A 20,229-nucleotide genomic window follows, 5' to 3' on the forward strand; every position below is an offset into this window, starting at 1 on the left:
TATATCTTTATTTTTTCGTTTTCTTATACGCTTCTTCATACTCAGTGGTAATTCGTGCTCCGCCTGACTTTTTCCAGTTTTCTACAGCTGCTTTAAATCCGGCTTCATCAATTTCACCCATAATAAATTTGAAGGAGGCGTCGGTAATGATTTTCTCCAGCTCTGTTCCTTGTTCATTAGCGGTGGCTGAATCCAGTGGCACTGTCGGGTCCAGAACAGCAAATTTATTATTTTCTCGCACTAATTCATTAGCCATTTCCTTTTCCGGATTGGCATCCTTTAAGTTATAGGTCACTTCACTTGGTCTGGAGCTTGAAAATGGCTGAACGTCTGCTTGCCACAAATCTGTATTCGTAATTTTAAAGGAACCATCCTTTTCGATTTTATAATGAGTACCTTCAATACCACCGGTCATGTACATATATACATCTTTGTCAATTAAATCATCTACAAATTGCAGCAGTCTCTTCAACTCAGCTTCTGTCTTTACTTCAGATTTCGGAAATGCCAGCAAGCCTCCTACCCCGCTTCCTTCAGACCATACGTGATATTGGCCATCTCCATTAGAAATCTTGTTAACAGGTACCAGCTTCAGCCCTTTTTGTAAGCCTTGAGACAAGGTTCTAAGGTTAGAGATATCGATCATGCCTGTATAAATCCCTGCTTTACCTTGTGCAAATTGTTGTTGCTGGTCCGTTTTAGCGGTTACAGCAAAGTCTTTGGAGAGATACCCATTTTTGTATAATTTATTGGAATACTTTAAGGTCTCCAAATATTGAGGAGTATCAAATTCCGGCGTAAACTTGCCGTTTCCATCTACTTTCCAGCCATTAGGTGTCCCAAAGTAGGAGCTTAATGTTTTGAAGCTGCTGTAACGCAGATCCGATCTGTCAACAAACCCAGTCGTATCATTTTTTCCATTGCCATCTGGATCATCTTCTGTAAACGCTCTCGCAACTTCATACAACTCATCCAGTGTGGTCGGCACTTTCAGTCCTAAGCGATCGAGCCAATCCTGACGAATGACCAGACCCGCCCGAGCCAGATTTTTCTGGAACGGAACACCATACAGTACCCCTTCAATAGAAGCAGCTTCGCGCACTTCAGGCGGGATCTTCTTCAAATTTTCATAATCATCCAAGTATTTGCCTACATCCCAGAATAGTCCTGATTTCAATGAACTACGCACTGATGAATTTGTCATCATCGTCAAAGTCACCATGTCTGCCAATTCACCAGAAGCCAGTGCGGTGGTAATTCTCTCTTCCTTGGAAGCATCCGGCACCCAGTTGAACGTAATTTTGGAATTGGTGTATTCTTCGATTTTGCTTTTAATCGTTTCTGTAGGCGGAGAGGCTGTATGCAATACGTTTAGCCAGGTAAATTCCAGTTTGGATTTGGGATCATAGGTTTGGCTGGCTTGATCCTCAGTCCCCTTGTCACCACAAGCAGTTAGAAAAACACTCATGACCATAAGTCCGGCAAGAAGACCCGATACTCCCTTTTTCATCGCGGTTCTTTTTTTCATCGTGTTTGCTCCTTTTTCGTTTGTATATTCATGCCATATCCTCCTCTTTCACCAGAACCTCTCGCTCTATTTTGCTGAATACCTGATGCGTCATCCACATCACGAGATAACCGATGATGCTCGCTCCGGCAAAAGTTAGAATTCCTGGGTACAAGCCTAGAATCAATGCATAAAGCACGACAATAGCTACAAAAAGAACAAGTGTATATTGTAAATACGAAAATCCAATGACGATCGACATCTTGATCTTCAGCTTGATGCCTTTCCAATCATAGTGAGCCAGTAACGGAAAAATGTATGCCAAAGAGATAAGATACAAAAAGGCACCCATCAGTGTCACCACACGAACATACCAGGATGAGCTGTTGACGATATCCACGTAGAGCACGTAACCCACAAGGCTGTATAGCCCGCCAATGATGGCTGCTTCCTTAAAGCTTTCTTTAAAGTAACGTACAAACGTCGAGAAAATGGCGACTTCCTCATTGCCCCGAATCCACTGCCTTAAAATACTAAGCATAGCAACGGTTGCAGGCCCTACACCTATAAAACCCAAGCCCAGGATTGTCGCAATCGTCCACAGCAAGTTAAGGTAGACCAGGCGTAGCAGGCGCATGCACCATTTGTTCATGTTTTCTACAAATCGTACCATTTTGCATCCTTCCCGTCGTCATTAGTAAACGCCGTCCTCACCAAATTTCTTAGCGAGTCGATTGGAGAACATAATCAGAATTAAGCCTACTACACCTTTGAAAAGTCCTACCGTCGTACTGAAACTTAATTGTCCATTCTTTAAGCCCGCAGTATAAATATAGGTGTCAAAGATTTCGGCAACCTCGCGGTTTAATGAGTTCAATAGCAGATACATATGTTCAAAGCCCAAATCCAGCGTGCTACCGATTTTCAAAATTAACAAAGTAATAATAACCGGGCGGATCGCTGGCAACGTCACGTGCCATGTCTTTCTCAAACGCCCAGCACCGTCCATTTCTGCTGCCTCATACAATTGTGTATCCACCACTGTAATTGCAGATAAATAAATGATGGTAGACCAGCCAAGTTCCTTCCAAATCACTTGCCCGATATAGACCGTTCGCAACCACTGCGGAGATGTCAAGAAGCTGATTTTCTCACCACCCAGCGCGGCAATCAGTTCATTCAGCACACCGCCGTCCACCGTCAGGAATACATAAGAAATCGAAACGATGATAACCCATGACATAAAGTGCGGGATATAGATAATGGTTTGAATTATATTTTTGAAAAACATCTTCCTAACCTCATTCAGCATGAGCGCCAATATGATAGGCAATGGAAAAAAGATTACAATATTCAGTGCAAATAAAACCAGCGTATTGCGAAGCAACATAAAAAACGTAGGCTCTGTAAACAAACGAATAAAATGCTTCATTCCTACCCATGGACTGCCTGTAATTCCCTGAAAGGCTTGATAATCCTGAAATGCAATTACCAATCCTCCCATAGGGAAGTACTTGAAAATAATGAAGTACACCAACCCGGGTAAAACCATCAGATAGAGCAGCTTGTGTTTCTGCATTCGTAAAAGGCTTTCCGTCGTTCTTTTGTTCTTTTTCATTTTCATCTTCATGTTTGGTGCGGGGACACTTGAAACTTTCATTAGTTCGACCTCCTTCAAACGTTCCTGTATACGCTTTCAAGAGTACGTTATTTTCGTCATTCCGCATATAATCATCAAATGATAGCGTTTACAAAAATAGGCCAACAGCCTACTTTACAGCCTTTTCACCTTAGCTAATGATTACTACACAACTTAATGATCATCCTCTTTTTTCCACGCTTAGAGAACACCTCAAGATTTGATTATATACGGAATTCTTTGCTCTTGATAAGGTTTACATGTAAACGATTACAAGGAGGTCACCCACATTGGAACAACCATTAATCAAACCAAAATCACGAAAAAAAGAATCACTGGGCAGTCGTATTTTCAACATTGTAAACAGTACACTTTTGATTCTCATTGCCCTCACTTGTCTCTTACCTTTTTTGAATATCATCGCCAGCTCATTTGCTTCAACTGAGGAAGTAGTGGCCAAGAAGTTCATTTTATTCCCTGTAACTTTTTCACTGGATGCTTATCGCTATATCCTATCCACTCCAACGATTTTTAGAGGACTGGGGGTTTCGGTCGGAGTAACGATCGTGGGTACAGTTGTAAGTATGATTTTTACCGCTTTTATGGCTTATGGATTATCCCGAAAATATCTGCTTGGCCGCAATACGATTAACTTCATTGTCGTGTTTTCTATGTTGTTTAGCGGGGGGATGATTCCGACATTCCTCGTGGTCAAAAGCATGGGACTGATCAATTCGTATTGGTCCTTGATTCTGCCCGTAGCTATTAATGCATTTAACCTGATTATCATGCGTAACTTTTTTCAGGCATTGCCGGATGATTTGGAGGAATCGGCCAAGATGGACGGGTGCAACGATTTTGGTATCTTCTTTAAAATTATGTTGCCATTAGCCCTGCCTTCTATTGCAACCATTTCTTTATTCTACGCTGTTGCCTACTGGAATACGTATATGCACGCCATTCTCTATATCAATGACTCTGCCAAATGGCCAATTCAAGTCTTACTTCGCCAAATTGTTATCGTCTCCAGTGGTATGCAGGCAGAAGGAACTGCGGTAGATGTCATCCCGCCTGCGCAGACGATTAAGATGGCGGTCATTGTTATAGCGACCGTTCCGATGTTAATCGTGTATCCATTTGTGCAAAAGCACTTTGTCAAAGGAGCCTTGCTGGGGGCGGTTAAAGGTTAATTGGCTTGCTTCATCTTTCGATAAGCCCCTGGTGTAACCTGTTCTTTTTTTCGAAAAGAGCGGATAAAGTTTTGCGAATTATGATATTGCAGCCGCTCGGCGATTTCTTTAATCGTCATATCTGTCTCAACGAGCCATTTCTTGCTCATTTGCAGGCGATAGCCCATCAGATATTCACTAAACGTCGTTCCGTATTCTTTTTTGAAAATACTGCTTAAATAATTTGGATTGTAATGCAGTCGATCTCCAATGAGTTCTAATGATAATTCCTGGTCATATTCAGCACGGATAATCGCGGCAATTTTCTCAGAGAGACAGCGGAATTGCTGGTTGGTCTTCTCCTTCATGCTTTTTACCATGGGGAAAATAACCTGTTCCAGCAGCATGCGTTCTATCTCCTCCGGGTTACGGATATCCAGCAAACGGTGATACAAGGCATGATTGTCTTGCGTTAGCAGTACTTCAATCCCTAATAGCTGCTCTAATTGGATGAGGTTATTGACAAAGCGTACCAGCAGCACTTCAAAGTTCATGGAATGGTTGTTCTTTGTCATCATTTCCGCCAATAAAGAGTGCACGGTATGATATACCTGCTCTTCATCTCCTATGCGGATGGCATCAAACAGTTTGGATTCCAATTCCGCAGGATAATGCAGCAGCACCGGACCTGAAATGACCATGGAAATATCCTCATAAAAAATAATCGACTCTTTACCTAGGTTTAAACGGTGATGCAATGCTTGCTTGCTCATCTCACAAGCTTCTTTACTTTCTAATAAGTTATCATACGCTGTGCTAATACCGATGCTGATGGATACATTCAAATACTCTTTTACATTCTGAATCAAAAGGGTCGCATGATCCAGCACTTGCTTTCTCATTTCCTGTGCACTCTTACCTGCCAAAATTAATATGGTAGCCTGGGTGTTATCGTTCAAAATGATGGGAAGCATACGCTGCTGCTCAGGAATCGTTTCTTCTACGATTTTGTTAATAGCCAGCAGTAAAACATCTTTATCCGAAGGTTCTCGATCTCCCAGATTATCCAGTTGAACCAACAAGGTAATATACACTTGATTCTCGATCTGCGGGTAGCCCAAGCGTGGCATTTTTCGTGCCAATTCCTCTGCGGAAACACGTTTGCGAAACAGGTTGAGAATCAATTGCGTTTCCAACTGTGGCATTTCGGACTGAATGAGACTTTCCAAGCTTTCCTTCTCTGTTACAATGTTGTCGATGGAATTAATAATCCACTCAATTTCATTTTTAGAAGGTTCATTTTTGAAAGCGAAATTGGGATTTTTCGGTAAGCTGCGTTTTATTTGCTGGAATGGCTTGGTAAAGTAAATGGCAATGATGTATGCCACCACCACCATTAAAAGCGTTAATACAAGGCCCATCATGATAATCCCAAATTTGGTCGTTTGAAACGCGTTTGCAATCTCTTTTTTATCTAATACCGTTAAGTAAGTCCAATTGTTGTAAGCAGATTTAGCATAAATGATTTGCCGCGCTGGCTGATGCTCCGTTTTCTCCAATGTCAGCATGCCCGTGTTGTTTGATTTAGCAGTAACCTCTGAAATGTGCTGAAGCTGCTGAGTAGACAATAAGGGAGTAGCAGGCTCAGTTTCGTACATTAAGTCGCCTTTTTTATTCAAAATAAACACAGGCATATGATCCTCTGTTTGAATGGTATGGCTTAACGTCTGCGACGAAATATCAGATAGCGCGATGGCCTGTTTCTTTTTGGAAAACACAGGCAAGGTATTCACAAAACGGATTCCTTTATCTGTTTTAATCCAGAATAGTCCCTTATCCTGGTGGTCGATATAGGTACTAATCAGCTTTTCTCGTTCCGTTTTCGTCAAATAAGACAGGCTTCCATTGGAGATTCTCCAATTCTGATTTAGACTTATTAGTGAATACTCGGTTCCTTCTAATCCCATCGTAGCAATATAATTGAGCTGGGTATTTACATTCCGATACGCTACAAAATCTTTTTCTGTAATGGGATTTTTGACAACTTCATTAAAGGAACTGGTCGTGCTATACGTATTAAAAGCGTATTCAATCGTTTGGATTTTCTGTTCCAGGCTATTTCTGATCTGCGCCATGTAGCTTTGCTTGGTATTGGAAACTCTCTCCACAACGGAGCTAATTGTTGTAAAATAGATATAGCTGCCAAAGCTGGCCACCAATCCTATTCCCAAAACCAGAATCGTAATAAAAATAGTGTAGAACATTCTTCCTTTTTTCATTGCGCTCCCCCTTTGGTTCTTGGTATCACACCAAATTATAGCGCTTTCATAACAAGGTTTAAATCATTTTTTTCACGTGTGCATTATTTTTTACATCCGTATCATTCCAATTTAAGTTGATTTTATTTGGTTTGCGGCAGTTAAAAAGAAATTTGGAGGTCTCTTATGTTACATGTCGTTAGTTCTAAAGAACAGATTGTAAAAGAAGAATTTCCGTTGGACACTTCCTTTCTCTCCCTCTATCCCATAGTGGCTCGTGAAGCTCGTCCTTTTGTATTGGTGTTACCTGGCGGTGGCTACGAGCATTTGGCCTCACATGAAGGAGAGCCAATCGCCCGGTGGTTAAATGATCTAGGTATTCATGCGGGCGTGCTGGAGTATCAGGTCGGTGATTTCGAGATTACCTCCTTGCTGGAGGATGTAGAACATGCCCTGCAATGGATTCGCCAAACACCGCATGACTGGCTAGTGATCCCTGATCAAGTGGGTCTCATCGGTTTTTCAGCAGGCGGTCACCTGGCCTCCATTGTCTCCACGATCGGAGCGGAAAAACCAAATCTTCTGATGTTGGGATACCCTGTCATTTCATTTCATGATCCTTATACGCATCTTGGAAGCCGTACGCACTTTTTAGGGGAACAGCCGACCCTGGAGCAGCTTCAAGCCTTTTCATCCGATCGGCAAGTGACTGCACAGACACCTCCGACTTTTATGTGGACAACGGCCAATGATGGCGCTGTACCGGTAGAAAATAGCCTGTTGTTCGCTTTCTCATTATCCAGAGAGCGTATTCCGTTTGAACTGCATGTATTTGAGGAAGGACGACACGGATTGGGACTATCCGAGGACAACCTTGAATGCAGACAATGGCTCGACCTGGCGGAAAAATGGCTACAAAAACATGGATATACGCAGGCAAGACGACAGATGACAACTCGACTGTTTATCGCAGGAGACTCTACTGCAGCCCAAAAAGGAGCAACCGAAAAACCGATGACAGGCTGGGGCGAACATTTGCAAGCTCATTTGGACTCTACTGTTCATGTGGACAATCGTGCCGTCAATGGACGAAGCACCAAATCTTTTATAGCAGAAGGGCGATTAACTGATATTGAAAAAGATATTCAAGCTGGCGATTATCTGTTTATTCAATTTGGACACAATGATGAGAAAAAAGAAGACCCCAATCGCTACACCGATCCTGATGGAGAGTACCGTCTAAACTTAATTCAATACATTCAGTCCGCTCGGGAACGTGGCGGAATTCCAGTGCTGTTAACCTCTGTAAGCCGCCGCCGCTTTACCGCAAACGGTGAACCTGATCCGCTGGCCGTAGGAGCCTATCCCGCTGCCATGAGACAAGTAGCCAAGGAAACCCAGACACCGTTGCTCGATATTTTCGAAGCATCACAGCAGCTTTATCGTTCCATGGGCGAAAAAGAGTCCCAGCTTCTATTTATGCATTTGCCTGAAAAAACGCACCCTAATTACCCAGCTGGTGTAGCCGATAATACCCATTTTTCTGACGAAGGCGCAAGGAAGATCGCCCAGTTGGTGGCGGAAGCGATTCGTCGAAGTACGGAACTGTCTGCATTAAAACACCTTATGGTTCAAAGGAACCTGGACAGCAGTGAGAGGCTTGCGCACCAACTCATCAACTGATATTAAGTGCCTACATGCACATACGAAAAACGGATCTCGGACGAATCACTCCGACGTCCGTTTTTATTTTGTGTTATGCAAAGATGGCCCAGCTATAGAGAATAGCTCAAAAATACAGTATATTAAAATTAATTTCTCTAATTTTCATATTTTAATTATTTTGTATCTTATAGGACTTTAGAATCGTTTTATTGTATTGTTTTTACAATATTTGTCGAATGAAGTGAAAGAAACCATTTTACATGGCATATTTTAGGAGATCATATCATACATAAGGAGGATTTTTTTATGAATACTAAGAAAATATTATTATCAACAGCTATGTCTTTGGGACTCATTGAGGGTATTATTATCCCTAGTGCGTCCGCAGCAGTAGGCCCTTCTCCAGAAATTACACCTGTTGTACAAGTAAACGGAGTATCCTACAGAACGGCTACGTTGCCACGTAATTATTCTTATGCGTTGTCAAATTACCCTGGAGATACTTATAAAGTGGCGAGCGGAAATGTCACCGTCTCCGCTTCCGGCGTAGTAACCACCACCACTGCAACGAATGCAAGAGTTGAGATTTACGCCGGTAACGGTAAATTGAGAATGGTGTATACCCTTAAGGTAAACTAAAAAAAGCGTTAAAAAAGCACTGTTCGTTTATTCGAGCAGTGCTTTCTTTGTTGGACCTATATTCCTACTAGCTATAATGATGTATTATGAGATATTTCAAAATTAATGACTCGGAGACTTATAAAAAACGGACGGGCTGAGGTCACCCCTCTCTTTGCTACTCAATGTCTTGCGAATTCAATAAAACGAGGCCCATAACTTTATCAATAACATTTGTACTCTCTGAGACATTAACCATATACTAACATAATAAAATTTTGGAAAACTAAACCATAAAAAATATATATAAGAAATCATAAGCAAAAAATTGTAGACTTGGATTGTAGTCCGTATAATAAATCGCGGTATAAATGTTAAAAAAATATGAAATTAGTTATCCTTTAAATGTACTTACGGACCATTAGAGAAACCTTATTTTTGTATTTTTTGTTGGTTAGCAAGATTCATTATCTTGATTTAGCCTGTTTTAAATATTTATAGAAAAATAGAACTAGTTCTGATAGACTATTCTATTGCTACTATATTTTTATACTGGAGGATATTGGGTTCGTGAAAAATAAAACTTTTTTCTCTCTTTTTTGTGTTATTATTTCCATAATAGGATTAACAGCATGTGGAGTATCATCAAGTAAAGATCAATCATTACTATCAAAAGAAGAATTTGAACAAATGTATGTAAATGCTGATCAGTTTGAAGACCGTTCTATTAATTTTTATGGACAAATCACCTATGGTCCTAAGGAGAATAGCAATGGAATTTATGTTCAAGTGAATGCTGATCCGAAAAATAATGAAAAAAATACTTTTGTTTACGGCGATAGTTTTTCAAGCTTCTCTAATGTAAAAGAGAATGATTTTATCCACGTAACCGGTACTGTCATAGAAAAATATCGTTATAGAACGACCCACGGCAACTACACCTCAGCTCCTGCCATCTCGGCAAATAAAATAGAAAAATCTATGTTTATTGATCCTACATTGAGCACTATAGAAGTGAATAAGTCAGTAAAACAAAAGGGCTATATCATGACTCTTCAAAAAGTCGAGTTTGCTGAAGAGGAAACACGAATTTATATGGCAATTGAAAACAGATCTACAAGCACTATAAATTATTTTGACTTTTATACTAAATTGGTTCAAGGAAACAAACAATACGAACCAACGCTTGATCGCGTAAGCTATACTTACCCTGAATTACAGTCTGAAATACTACCTGGTATGAAGACAGAAGGAATCCTTACATTCTCAAAAATAGACTCTTCTAAGGATTTAGCCTTAATTGCAAAAGGTTCTTCAGAGGAACTTGAATATAATCCATTCAAGTTTAAGATTTCAAAAAAATAGTCTTTTCGGAACTACTCCTAGCATATTGCATCCCCTAGAATGGATTATGCCCCCTTCGGGTAATTCAATATATTCTAAGGGATGCTTTCTTGAAGGCAATGAAACGTCAAAAAATAAATCGAATTCATATAAAGTAAAGAAAGAGAAGGTTCATTAGCAACTTACAATCCCCTCCTCAGATTGCGATTTTATTCCCGCCCTCTGAAAACAACAAAAAAACCCTTGCTAAGCAAGGGTTTTTGAGGAAATGGGCCCTGAGGGACTCGAACCCCCGACCAATCGGTTATGAGCCGACCGCTCTAACCAACTGAGCTAAGGGCCCTCAAAAAAACATGTATATTCACGCTACATATTCGTAACAGCAACGTTAATTAATATACAACATTTTCTTGTGTTTCGTCAATAGTTTTTTGAAATTTTCTTTTTAAGAATTATTTTTGTAAACCTATGGAATAAATCGGACACCATAACGGCCTTTGCGCGAGCGGTACACCTCCACTGCGCGGGGATCATTGTATCCATACATCCAGCCGTCATGCTCCAGCCTTTTTGCCAAACATCCTGCCTGAAATTTAGTCGTGTACAGTCTGCCATAGTAAACCCAATACATCCGAACTCCCTCTTTTCACATGTATAGTAGGAGTTAGTGTAACCGGATCGAATTCGATTTACACAGCTTGATTACTAACAATCTGCACTGGATGGCAATGAGTCTGTGGCGCACTACTTATTAGCTCCGTTGTCTCTAGTACTCAGCCTTATTTGCCAAAAGAAGCTGGGTCCTGACGCCAGGAACGCAGCAGTTCCATTTCTTCCTCCTGAATGGTTCCTTCACGCAAGGCAACCTCCATCAAGGCGGTGTAATTGGACAAGGTTTGCAGCTTCACACCTGCTTCTTCAAAAGCTTGAGTGGCTTTGTCCAGCTGGTAGCTGAAAATAGCCAGTACAGCTAACGGCTGAGCTCCTGCTTGCTCTACGGCCTGTGCTGCTTTAATGGAGCTTCCCCCGGTAGAGATGAGGTCTTCGATAACCATAACCTTTTGTCCGGCGCTGATACGGCCTTCGATTTGGTTTTCCTTCCCGTGTCCTTTGGCTTTGTCTCTGACATAAGCCATTGGCAGATTTAGCTTTTGTGCCACCCAAGCGGCATGAGGAATCCCTGCTGTGGCTGTGCCGGCAATAACCTCGGTCTCAGGGTATTGTTCACGGATGAGAGCCGCAAAAGAGTCTGCGATTAGTTCACGCACCTCCGGGTAGGACATGGTCAGGCGATTGTCACAGTAGATAGGGGATTTAATACCGGATGTCCATGTGAAAGGCTGCTGTGGACGCAGTGCCACTGCCTGAATGCGTAACAGATGGGATGCAATTTGCTCTGGGATATTGTTTAATGTAGTCATACTTGTATCATCTCCTCAATAATATGTTTTGCTGCGGCGCGTGGGTCTGGTGCCGCCGTGATCGGCCGTCCAACGACAATGTAACTGCTGCCTTGGGCAATGGCTTGTCCGGGTGTAAGCACACGCGACTGATCACCTGTAGCGCTGCCTGCCGGGCGTATGCCAGGGGTTATGGTTTTAAAGTCCGCTCCGCATACCGCACGAATTGCAGGCACTTCTAATGGGGATGCTACCACACCGTCCAGCCCAGCCTCACGTGTCAATTGTGCATAACGAACGACAGCATCCTGCACCGTGCCCGGAATGCCCAACTCTGTATTCATGGTCGTCTGATCCGTGCTGGTCAGCTGTGTGACTGCAATAATGAGCGGCATGGTAAGTGAGCTGTCTGCGGAAATCGCTGCTTCGGCTCCGGATCTGGCGGCCGACATCATACTGCGGCCTCCAGCAGCGTGTACGTTAAACATATCCACCCCTAGACGGGTAATACTCTCTGCCCCTCCACGTACCGTGTTAGGGATATCGTGCATTTTCAAATCCAGAAATACGGAGTATCCTCTTGATTTTAATTGTTCTACAAAAGCTGGTCCTGCGCTATAAAACAGCTGCATACCCACTTTTATATAACAAGGAATTCCCTCCAGCTGCCGAATTAACTGCTCAGCCTGTTGTGCATCCGGGTAATCTAGCGCAACCATCAGCCGTCCTGCCATCTGCTGAAATGCTTCATTCACCGTTCTACCGCCCCTTTTCACATCAATTCGGGTATATTTGCCCGTGATAAAGGACACCCGTCAGCAAATGCTGATGAATGTCCTTCCCATTACCACTTATTTTGCTTATCTATTCATAACGCGTTAGTTGCTTAGAACTGGCATCGATTCGGATGTGAAGTTAATCGTCTCCAGCATTTTTAACAGAGCGCGCACTGTATCCAGCGAGGTCATGCAGACAATGCCGTTTTCAACTGCTTCGCGGCGGATGCGGAATCCGTCACGCTCTGGCGTTTTGCCTTTGGTGAGCGTGTTGAAGACAAAGTTGGCTTCACCTGTACGGATCATATCCAGAATATTCGGATTGCCCTCACTTAGCTTGTTAACAGTGTTCACTGGAATGTGGGCCTGTTCCAAGGCTGCTGCCGTTCCACCTGTAGCAATAATTTTGTAGCCCAGTCTATAAAAGCCCTGCATCAGCTCGACCGCTTCTTCCTTATCCTTATCCGCTACTGTGATGATGATCGCCCCAGTAGATGGAATTTTCATACCTGCGCCTACGAGTCCTTTGTACAATGCTTTCGCATACTGGATATCGCGTCCCATAACTTCACCTGTAGATTTCATTTCAGGCCCCAGTGTCGGCTCTACACGACGCAGCTTGGCAAAGGAGAATACAGGAACCTTAACCGAGACATAATTACTTTCAGGCCATAGCCCTTCTGTGTAGCCTGCATCTTTGAGCTTACCGCCCAAAATGGCCTGTGTCGCCAGGTTCGCCATCGGAATATTCGTTACTTTACTCAGGAAAGGAACCGTCCGTGAGGAACGAGGGTTAACCTCGATGACATACACCTCATCTTGATGAATGACGAACTGAATGTTTACCAGACCAATCGTTTTCAATTCCTTGGCGATGCTGATCGTAATGTCCACGACTTTTTGCTTCAGCTCGTCAGACAAGTGTTGTGGCGGATACACTGCGATCGAGTCACCTGAGTGAACCCCTGCCCGTTCCACATGTTCCATAATCCCTGGTACTAGGACCGTTTCGCCGTCACAGATGGCGTCAACCTCAACTTCTTTGCCCAGCATATAACGGTCGATGAGCACAGGATGTTCCGGATTGATTTTAACCGCTTCTTCCATGTACCGCAGCAATTCCGTATCTGAGTACACAATTTCCATAGCGCGTCCGCCCAGGACGTAGGATGGACGTACCAGAACTGGGTACCCCAATGCTTGGGCAGTTCCTACCGCTTCATCTACCGACGTGACCGTATTGCCTTTAGGCTGGGCGATAGCAAGGCGAGACAGCAGCTGTTCGAACTTTTTCCGGTCTTCTGCTTCATCGATACTTTCCAGACTCGTACCCAAAATATTTACGCCTGCCGCACTAAGTGGAGCTGCGAGGTTAATCGCCGTTTGACCGCCGAACTGGACGATGACACCAATCGGTTTTTCCTGCTCGATGACATTCATTACATCTTCGAAGAAAAGTGGCTCAAAGTAGAGACGGTCAGATGTGTTGAAGTCTGTAGAGACGGTCTCCGGATTGTTATTAATAATTACCGCTTCGTAACCTGCTTTTTGAATAGCCCACACCGCATGCACAGTGGAGTAGTCAAATTCAATCCCTTGCCCGATCCGAATCGGTCCTGAGCCGAGTACGATGACTTTCTCTTTGTTGGATGGAATCACTTCGTTTTCCACCTCATAAGAGGAGTAGTAGTACGGAGTTGTGGCTTCAAACTCGGCCGCACACGTATCTACCATTTTGTAGACAGGACGCAGGTTTTGATTTAGACGGAATTCACGAACCTCGGGTTCGGTTGTCATACTCTTGCGTTGACCCATACTGCGAATCTCAGCAATGGAGCGGTCAGTAAATCCTTTTCGTTTGGCCTGATAGAGTGTTTCATAAGTCAACTCAGACTCTTCTGCGATAGTGGATTCAAATTTGACAATTCCCTCTACCTTGTCGAGGAACCACCAATCAATTTTAGTTATATCCTGAATATCTTGTTGCTTCCAGCCGCGACGGAATGCCTCGGCTACCAAGAACAAGCGTTCATCATCTGCTTTACTCAGACGATCCTTAAGCACCTCATCAGATAGTTGATCGGCACCCTTTAGATGCAGGCGATGTACACCAATTTCCAGAGAACGAACCGCTTTATGGATTGACTCTTCAAATGTACGTCCAATGGCCATGACTTCACCGGTTGCTTTCATTTGTGTGCCAAGTTTGCGGTTGGCAGAAATGAACTTGTCAAATGGCCAGCGTGGTATTTTACTCACGATGTAATCCAATGTCGGCTCAAAGCAAGCATACGTTTGTCCCGTTACCGGATTCACAATTTCATCCAGTGTGTAGCCTAGTGCAATTTTGGCCGCCATTTTGGCAATCGGATATCCGGTCGCCTTGGAAGCCAGTGCCGAGGAACGACTCACCCGTGGGTTGACCTCAATCACGTAGTATTGATAGCTGTGCGGATCCAGTGCAAACTGTACATTACAGCCGCCTTCGATATTGAGGGCGCGGATAATTTTGAGAGAAGCGGAGCGCAGCATCTGATACTCACGATCTGACAGCGTCTGGCTCGGCGCTACGACGATACTGTCACCAGTGTGCACGCCGACCGGATCGAAGTTTTCCATATTGCAGACCACGATACAGTTGTCATTACCGTCACGCATGACTTCATATTCGACTTCCTTCATACCTGCGATACTTTTTTCCACTAAGCATTGTCCGATTGGACTGTAACGCAAGCCAGAGCTTACTGTTTCACGCAATTCTTCTTCTGTGGCGCAGATCCCACCGCCTGTACCTCCCAGCGTATAAGCCGGGCGAACGATAATGGGATAACCGATTTCGTTAGCAAATTCCAGCGATTCTTCCAATGTCGTTACAATTACACTCTCCGGCACGGGCTGTTCCAACTCACGCATCAGGTCGCGGAACAAGTCCCGGTCTTCGGCTTTTTCAATTGAATTCAGTTGAGTTCCCAGCAGCTTAACGTTTTCGCGCTCCAACACCCCTGCGCGAGCCAGTTCCACTGCCATATTCAGACCTGTCTGTCCTCCCAGTGTAGGAAGTAGACCATCTGGACGCTCCTGACGGATAATCTGTGTTACAAAATCCAGTGTAATCGGCTCGATATATACTTTGTCTGCCATATTGGTGTCTGTCATGATGGTTGCCGGGTTACTGTTAATCAGTACTACCTCGACGCCTTCTTCTTTGAGCGCTTGACAAGCTTGTGTACCAGCGTAATCGAATTCTGCTGCCTGACCAATAACAATAGGACCGGAACCGATCACGAGTATTTTTTTAAGTTCTGTATTTTTCGGCATATTAGCGCTCTCCTCTCACTGCGGCGGCGATAGCAGCCTGACGCGGTTGCTTTGGTTGATTTCTTTTGTGTTCACGAATCATATCCAGAAAGCGGTCAAACAGGTAGCCATTATCGTAAGGGCCAGGTGCAGCCTCTGGGTGATATTGCACCGAAAACGCAGGATATTTAGTATGTTTAAGACCCTCGATCGTTTTATCGTTGTTATTAATATGCGTCACTTCAAGCTCAGTTCCTTGGATCGAATCCTCATTCACTGTGTACCCGTGATTTTGTGATGTAATGAAGCAACGGCCGCTCTCCAGTTCTTTCACCGGATGGTTACCACCGCGATGTCCAAATTTCAGCTTTTCCGTATCCGCTCCCGAAGCTAAGGCAAACAACTGGTGTCCCAAGCAAATCCCGAAAATAGGGTATTCTCCTAGCAGTTCAGCCACCGTACGGACAGCATGCGGTACGTCTTTCGGATCTCCAGGACCGTTGGACAGCTGTATACCGTCTGGATCTAAGCGACGAATTTCTTCGGCCGTCGTATCATGCGGAACGACAACCACATCGCAGTCCCGTTTATTCAGTTCGCGCAGGATGCCGCTCTTGGCACCATAGTCAATCAATACGATCCGTTCTCCGTTGCCAGGGCTGCTGTACGGATGAGGTGTAGAAGTCAAAGGAACCTGATTGCGCAGTTCTTCTATGGTCATGTCGGACATCATTTCTTTTAGTTCTTCCACCGGCTGGGAACCAGTCGTCAAAATGCCCTTCATTGTGCCGTGATGGCGAATAATCCGGGTGAGCATGCGGGTGTCGATGTCGCTAATGCCAATGATGCCATATTCCTTCAGCAAATCGCCCACGCTGTATTGAGCACGCCAGTTACTTGGCGCCGGCTCGTAATGTCGAACAGCAAAGCCATGAACATAAGGCCGTACCGATTCAAAATCATCACGAGTAATTCCATAATTACCAATCAGCGGGTAAGTCATGGTTACGATTTGTCCGCAATAAGAGGGATCCGTCAGCACCTCTTGATAGCCTGTAATCCCTGTGTTGAAAACGACCTCGCCTGTTTTTTCACCTTCTGCACCAAATGATGTGCCTGTAAACAGCGTGCCGTCCTGAAGTAACAATCTTGCCTGCATCCCGTCTCACTCCTCTATTTTGTTTCCTGCTATAAGGTTCTATTTTTTAAGTAGTTGTGTATTATTTTGCTTCGTCAGCAGACCATACCAGTTTGCCGTCTACCCAAGTTTTTACCGGCCAGCCTTTGAGCTTCCAGCCTGTAAAAGGAGTGTTGCGTCCTTTGCTGGCAAACGTTTGTGGATCAACTGCCTGCTCCTGCTCCAGATCAATCATGGTCAGGTCAGCGGGTGCTCCCTCTTCCAGACGTCCTGTATCAAGGCGGAAGACACGCGCTGGGTCAGTCGTCATACGGCGCACCAGAAAGTCCAGCGTCCATTTCCCGGTAGCTACGAATTTGGTGTACAGCAGTGGAAAGGCCGTTTCAAATCCGACGATTCCAAATGGCGCCAGCTCCAACCCTTTTGCCTTCTCTTCCTCACTGTGTGCTGCATGGTCAGTTACGATGATATCAATCGTTCCGTCCTCCAGCCCCTCGATGCATGCCTGTACATCACGCGGGGAACGTAGTGGAGGATTCATTTTCCAGTTGGCATCCAGCCCAGGAATGTCCTCATCGGACAGTACCAAGTGATGCGGGCATACCTCAGCAGTGACTTTGATGCCAAAAGATTTTGCATGGCGAATCAACCGCACCGATTGCTCTGTGCTGACATGGCATACATGATAATGTGCCCCGGTTGCCTCGGATAGCAGGATGTCACGCCCAACATGGATCGCCTCGGATTCATTGGGGATACCTTTAAGTCCGTGACGCTTGGCAAATTCACCGTCCGTCACCGCTGCTCCTACAACAAGTGTGTTATCTTCACAATGTGCAATGACTGGCATATCCAGCGCTTTGGCTCGTGACATGGCATCTTTCATCATTTGCGCACTCTGCACTCCGACTCCGTCATCAGTAAAGCCGATTGCACCTGCTGCTTTGAGCGCTTCAAAATCCGTCAGTTCTCGTCCCAGTTCGTTTTTCGTGATGGCTGCGTAAGGAAGTACCTTGGCCAGCCCAGCCTCTTGCCCCTTTTTCAGCACCAGCTGAACCGTGTCTACATTGTCCGTAACCGGACGTGTGTTCGGCATGCAGGCAATCGTGGTAAATCCACCTTTCACCGCAGCGCGGCTACCTGTTTCAATGGTTTCTTTATATTCAAAGCCAGGTTCTCTCAGATGCACATGCATGTCGATCAGACCAGGGATGACCAGTTTTCCCTGGGCGTCGATTTTTTCGACATCGAGCTCTTGCCCAGATGCCCCTTCTTCCACAAGTAGGCTAACTCCGGCATCCGCATTTGCGATAGCTAAAATTTTCCCATCGGCAATTAGGATGGATTTCAATTCAGCCTCGCCCTGCTCGTTCAATACGCTTGCATTCATAATTAATTGTTTCATCTGAAATATTCCTCCGCTCAGGTTTTTTGCAACTTTTTCCCTACGATCCTGCTGACAGCTTCTACAGCTTCATTGCCCGTTCCATAACCGCCATGCGGATCGGAACCCCGTTGGCCATTTGCGGAAAAATTCGCGATTGCTCGCTTTCCACAACTGCACTGTCGATCTCCACATTTCGATTCACTGGAGCCGGGTGCATGATAATTGTTCCGGACTTAAGGCTTGCTGCTCTTTCTTCTGTCAAACCGTACTGCTCTCGGTACTCATCCGCTGAGCGCAACATTCCTTCGGCATGCCGTTCCAGCTGGACCCGCAGCATCATGACTACGTCTGCCTGCAATGCTTCTTGCATCGGCACATAAGGCGCGTACGTTGCAAGATCAGATGCCTGCATATTGTCTGGTGCACAGAAGCTAACCTCGGCTCCGAATTTTTGCAAGGCCCACAGATTCGAGCGAGCTACACGGCTGTGCAAAATGTCTCCTATGATGGATACTCTCAAGCCTTTAAGCTCACCGAAAGTTTTGCGCATGGTGTAGAGGTCTAGCAAAGCCTGCGTTGGATGTTCATTGTTGCCGTCTCCCGCATTAACCAGCGGAACACTGACCTTCTCAGCAAGCTCTTGCAGCACTCCGGCTGGCTTTAAGCGAATGACTCCAGCATCAATGCCCATGGATTCAAGCGTACGCACAGTATCGTAAATGGACTCCCCTTTTTCCACACTGGAAGCCGCAGCGGAAAAGTTCAAAACCTGAGCGCCGAGTCGCTTCTCCGCCATTTCAAAGGAAAAGCGTGTGCGTGTACTATTTTCAAAAAACATGTTGGCCGCGAAGCGTGACTGTAGGACTGGAATCAGTTTTTGCGGCTGTGATTCCCAATACTGAGCACGATCCAGAATCGACTCAATTTCATTTCGGCTAAGTTCTTTTAATCCGAGCAGGCTACGTTCTCTAAGTTGACTGGCTGTTGTGATCATACCTATTCCCCCCGGTTCTGAATGATCGTCACTTCGTCCTTACCGTCCGTCTCCTGAAGTGCAACTACGATTTCCTCAGATTTGGAGGTCGGGATGTTCTTGCCGATGTAATCCGGACGAATCGGAAGCTCACGGTGTCCGCGATCTGCTAGCACAGCCAGCTGGATCATTTGCGGTCGTCCGCAGTCCATCAATGCATCCATCGCCGCGCGAATAGTACGGCCTGTGTACAGCACATCGTCAAAGAGAATGACTTTCTTATCATGAACCGATACGTCAGCGGGATTCATCAAAAGCTCTTTTCCATTTCCTTTAGCCTCGGCAACGCTGCTCCGGTCATCCCGGTAGGCTGTGACATCTAGCTCTCCCCATGGAATTGGTGCGCCTTCAATTTCAGCAATTTTTTCAGCCAAGCGCTGCGCCAGATGAACTCCGCGTGTTCGAATACCTACGAGTACGCAATCGTCAATACCCTTGTTTTTCTCCAAAATTTCATGTGCAATCCGCGTTAATGCCCGACGAATCGCAATTTCATCCATCAGTACATGTGTTTCAATACTCATGCTTCCAGCCTCCTCAGGTGATGTTCCCTTCAGACCTGGTCCCGTGTTCGGATACAAAAAAGACTCCTTGCCCAAGTTTGGCAAGGAGTCTCGTATGAACAGTCTTCCACTGTTCTCCGATCTGTCGGACACACTGAAGACATACCGCCGCAGCGGATGCACTGATCAGTGATCCATTCACGTTACCTTGCCAGCCTCACGGGACTGATTTAAAGGTGCTATTCAGGATTTCCTTTGTCCTGTTTCTCATAGTGTGAGATGGTTAACCATCTCTCGGACAAAGTCCATCGCAACTACAAGAAGTATGACAGATTGAAAATCTCGTGTCAACACCCGTTCAACCGGAACCACCGGAAGCACTTTAATAATTATACATCCTAATTGTATAATTATCCATAGTTGTTTTTACCCATTCCTATTCAGACAATAAAAAAACCGCCATTTAGGCGGTTATACTTAATAATTTATTCAAGT

General features: G+C 44.7%; 16 protein-coding genes and 1 tRNA gene. 4 read left to right on the top strand and 13 right to left on the bottom strand.

Annotated elements, in window-relative coordinates:
• Nucleotides 1–7: 7 nt before the first annotated feature.
• Genes ACUC6J_RS15860 through ACUC6J_RS15870 form a run of 3 tightly spaced genes read right to left on the bottom strand, consistent with a single transcriptional unit; the run spans nt 8 to nt 3,167 of the window.
• Nucleotides 8–1,528, bottom strand: a complete 1,521-nt coding sequence (locus ACUC6J_RS15860; protein WP_447249086.1) for an extracellular solute-binding protein — start codon at nt 1,526–1,528, stop codon at nt 8–10.
• A gap of 28 nt (nt 1,529–1,556) precedes the next feature.
• Nucleotides 1,557–2,180, bottom strand: a complete 624-nt coding sequence (locus ACUC6J_RS15865; RefSeq protein ID WP_016821516.1) for a YesL family protein — start codon at nt 2,178–2,180, stop codon at nt 1,557–1,559.
• A gap of 21 nt (nt 2,181–2,201) precedes the next feature.
• On the bottom strand, nt 2,202–3,167 hold the full coding sequence (locus ACUC6J_RS15870; RefSeq protein ID WP_016821517.1) for an ABC transporter permease: 966 nt from the start codon (nt 3,165–3,167) through the stop codon (nt 2,202–2,204).
• Nucleotides 3,168–3,436: 269 nt separating this feature from the next.
• On the opposite strand from ACUC6J_RS15870, the gene ACUC6J_RS15875 reads away from it, so the two are divergent.
• Nucleotides 3,437–4,336: a carbohydrate ABC transporter permease gene (locus tag ACUC6J_RS15875; RefSeq protein WP_016821518.1), complete on the top strand. Its 900-nt coding sequence runs from the start codon at nt 3,437–3,439 to the stop codon at nt 4,334–4,336.
• Here the strand turns inward: ACUC6J_RS15875 and ACUC6J_RS15880 are convergent.
• Nucleotides 4,333–6,594: a helix-turn-helix transcriptional regulator gene (locus tag ACUC6J_RS15880; protein ID WP_045244396.1), complete on the bottom strand. Its 2,262-nt coding sequence runs from the start codon at nt 6,592–6,594 to the stop codon at nt 4,333–4,335. The genes ACUC6J_RS15875 and ACUC6J_RS15880 overlap by 4 nt on opposite strands.
• A 165-nt stretch (nt 6,595–6,759) precedes the next feature.
• Here ACUC6J_RS15880 and ACUC6J_RS15885 point away from each other — a divergent pair, with 165 nt between their 5' ends.
• From ACUC6J_RS15885 to ACUC6J_RS15895, 3 genes are all read left to right on the top strand, one after another.
• Nucleotides 6,760–8,256 carry a GDSL-type esterase/lipase family protein gene (locus ACUC6J_RS15885; protein ID WP_447249087.1) on the top strand — a complete coding sequence of 499 codons (1,497 nt, stop codon included), beginning with the start codon at nt 6,760–6,762 and terminating at the stop codon, nt 8,254–8,256.
• Nucleotides 8,257–8,544: 288 nt separating this feature from the next.
• Nucleotides 8,545–8,877, top strand: coding sequence for a hypothetical protein (locus ACUC6J_RS15890; RefSeq protein ID WP_447249088.1), 333 nt, complete (start codon nt 8,545–8,547; stop codon nt 8,875–8,877).
• A 549-nt stretch (nt 8,878–9,426) separates the two neighbouring features.
• On the top strand, nt 9,427–10,221 hold the full coding sequence (locus ACUC6J_RS15895) for a hypothetical protein (protein WP_016821522.1): 795 nt from the start codon (nt 9,427–9,429) through the stop codon (nt 10,219–10,221).
• Nucleotides 10,222–10,469: 248 nt separating this feature from the next.
• Here ACUC6J_RS15895 and ACUC6J_RS15900 read toward each other — a convergent pair.
• From ACUC6J_RS15900 to pyrR, 9 genes are all read right to left on the bottom strand, one after another.
• Nucleotides 10,470–10,543: transfer RNA gene (locus ACUC6J_RS15900), tRNA-Ile, on the bottom strand.
• A gap of 123 nt (nt 10,544–10,666) precedes the next feature.
• The gene (locus ACUC6J_RS15905) at nt 10,667–10,831 is read right to left on the bottom strand and encodes a hypothetical protein (protein WP_010345444.1); all 165 of its coding nucleotides are present in this window, start codon (nt 10,829–10,831) and stop codon (nt 10,667–10,669) included.
• Nucleotides 10,832–10,979: 148 nt separating this feature from the next.
• Nucleotides 10,980–11,621, bottom strand: coding sequence for an orotate phosphoribosyltransferase (gene pyrE, locus ACUC6J_RS15910; protein ID WP_040103340.1), 642 nt, complete (start codon nt 11,619–11,621; stop codon nt 10,980–10,982).
• Nucleotides 11,618–12,412 (bottom strand): orotidine-5'-phosphate decarboxylase, encoded by a 795-nt coding sequence (gene pyrF, locus ACUC6J_RS15915; protein WP_016821524.1) that lies wholly within the window; start codon nt 12,410–12,412, stop codon nt 11,618–11,620. Before pyrF ends, pyrE begins: the two co-directional genes overlap by 4 nt.
• A 66-nt stretch (nt 12,413–12,478) precedes the next feature.
• The gene (gene carB, locus ACUC6J_RS15920; RefSeq protein ID WP_016821525.1) at nt 12,479–15,694 is read right to left on the bottom strand and encodes a carbamoyl-phosphate synthase large subunit; all 3,216 of its coding nucleotides are present in this window, start codon (nt 15,692–15,694) and stop codon (nt 12,479–12,481) included.
• A 1-nt stretch (nt 15,695) separates the two neighbouring features.
• A complete protein-coding gene (gene carA / locus ACUC6J_RS15925) occupies nt 15,696–16,832 on the bottom strand; it encodes a glutamine-hydrolyzing carbamoyl-phosphate synthase small subunit (RefSeq protein ID WP_016821526.1) in 1,137 nt (378 codons plus the stop codon).
• Nucleotides 16,833–16,893: 61 nt separating this feature from the next.
• Nucleotides 16,894–18,216, bottom strand: a complete 1,323-nt coding sequence (locus tag ACUC6J_RS15930; RefSeq protein WP_447249089.1) for a dihydroorotase — start codon at nt 18,214–18,216, stop codon at nt 16,894–16,896.
• A 61-nt stretch (nt 18,217–18,277) separates the two neighbouring features.
• Complete coding sequence (locus ACUC6J_RS15935) at nt 18,278–19,192, bottom strand: aspartate carbamoyltransferase catalytic subunit (RefSeq protein ID WP_016821528.1); 915 nt, start codon at nt 19,190–19,192, stop codon at nt 18,278–18,280.
• A gap of 2 nt (nt 19,193–19,194) precedes the next feature.
• Nucleotides 19,195–19,755 (bottom strand): bifunctional pyr operon transcriptional regulator/uracil phosphoribosyltransferase PyrR, encoded by a 561-nt coding sequence (gene pyrR / locus ACUC6J_RS15940; protein WP_016821529.1) that lies wholly within the window; start codon nt 19,753–19,755, stop codon nt 19,195–19,197.
• Between the last annotated feature and the right edge of the window lie 474 nt (nt 19,756–20,229).

The organism is Paenibacillus sp. JJ1683 (assembly GCF_053006485.1).

What these genes read in the sequence shown, in the direction of transcription:
- ACUC6J_RS15860 (WP_447249086.1), bottom strand. Translation starts at nt 1,528, where the DNA reads ATGAAAAAAAGAACCGCGATGAAAAAGGGAGTATCGGGTCTTCTTGCC.
- ACUC6J_RS15865 (WP_016821516.1), bottom strand. Translation starts at nt 2,180, where the DNA reads ATGGTACGATTTGTAGAAAACATGAACAAATGGTGCATGCGCCTGCTA.
- ACUC6J_RS15870 (WP_016821517.1), bottom strand. Translation starts at nt 3,167, where the DNA reads ATGAAAGTTTCAAGTGTCCCCGCACCAAACATGAAGATGAAAATGAAA.
- ACUC6J_RS15880 (WP_045244396.1), bottom strand. Translation starts at nt 6,594, where the DNA reads ATGAAAAAAGGAAGAATGTTCTACACTATTTTTATTACGATTCTGGTT.
- ACUC6J_RS15885 (WP_447249087.1), top strand. Translation starts at nt 6,760, where the DNA reads ATGTTACATGTCGTTAGTTCTAAAGAACAGATTGTAAAAGAAGAATTT.
- ACUC6J_RS15890 (WP_447249088.1), top strand. Translation starts at nt 8,545, where the DNA reads ATGAATACTAAGAAAATATTATTATCAACAGCTATGTCTTTGGGACTC.
- ACUC6J_RS15905 (WP_010345444.1), bottom strand. Translation starts at nt 10,831, where the DNA reads ATGTATTGGGTTTACTATGGCAGACTGTACACGACTAAATTTCAGGCA.
- pyrE (WP_040103340.1), bottom strand. Translation starts at nt 11,621, where the DNA reads ATGACTACATTAAACAATATCCCAGAGCAAATTGCATCCCATCTGTTA.
- carB (WP_016821525.1), bottom strand. Translation starts at nt 15,694, where the DNA reads ATGCCGAAAAATACAGAACTTAAAAAAATACTCGTGATCGGTTCCGGT.
- carA (WP_016821526.1), bottom strand. Translation starts at nt 16,832, where the DNA reads ATGCAGGCAAGATTGTTACTTCAGGACGGCACGCTGTTTACAGGCACA.
- ACUC6J_RS15930 (WP_447249089.1), bottom strand. Translation starts at nt 18,216, where the DNA reads ATGAAACAATTAATTATGAATGCAAGCGTATTGAACGAGCAGGGCGAG.
- ACUC6J_RS15935 (WP_016821528.1), bottom strand. Translation starts at nt 19,192, where the DNA reads ATGATCACAACAGCCAGTCAACTTAGAGAACGTAGCCTGCTCGGATTA.
- pyrR (WP_016821529.1), bottom strand. Translation starts at nt 19,755, where the DNA reads ATGAGTATTGAAACACATGTACTGATGGATGAAATTGCGATTCGTCGG.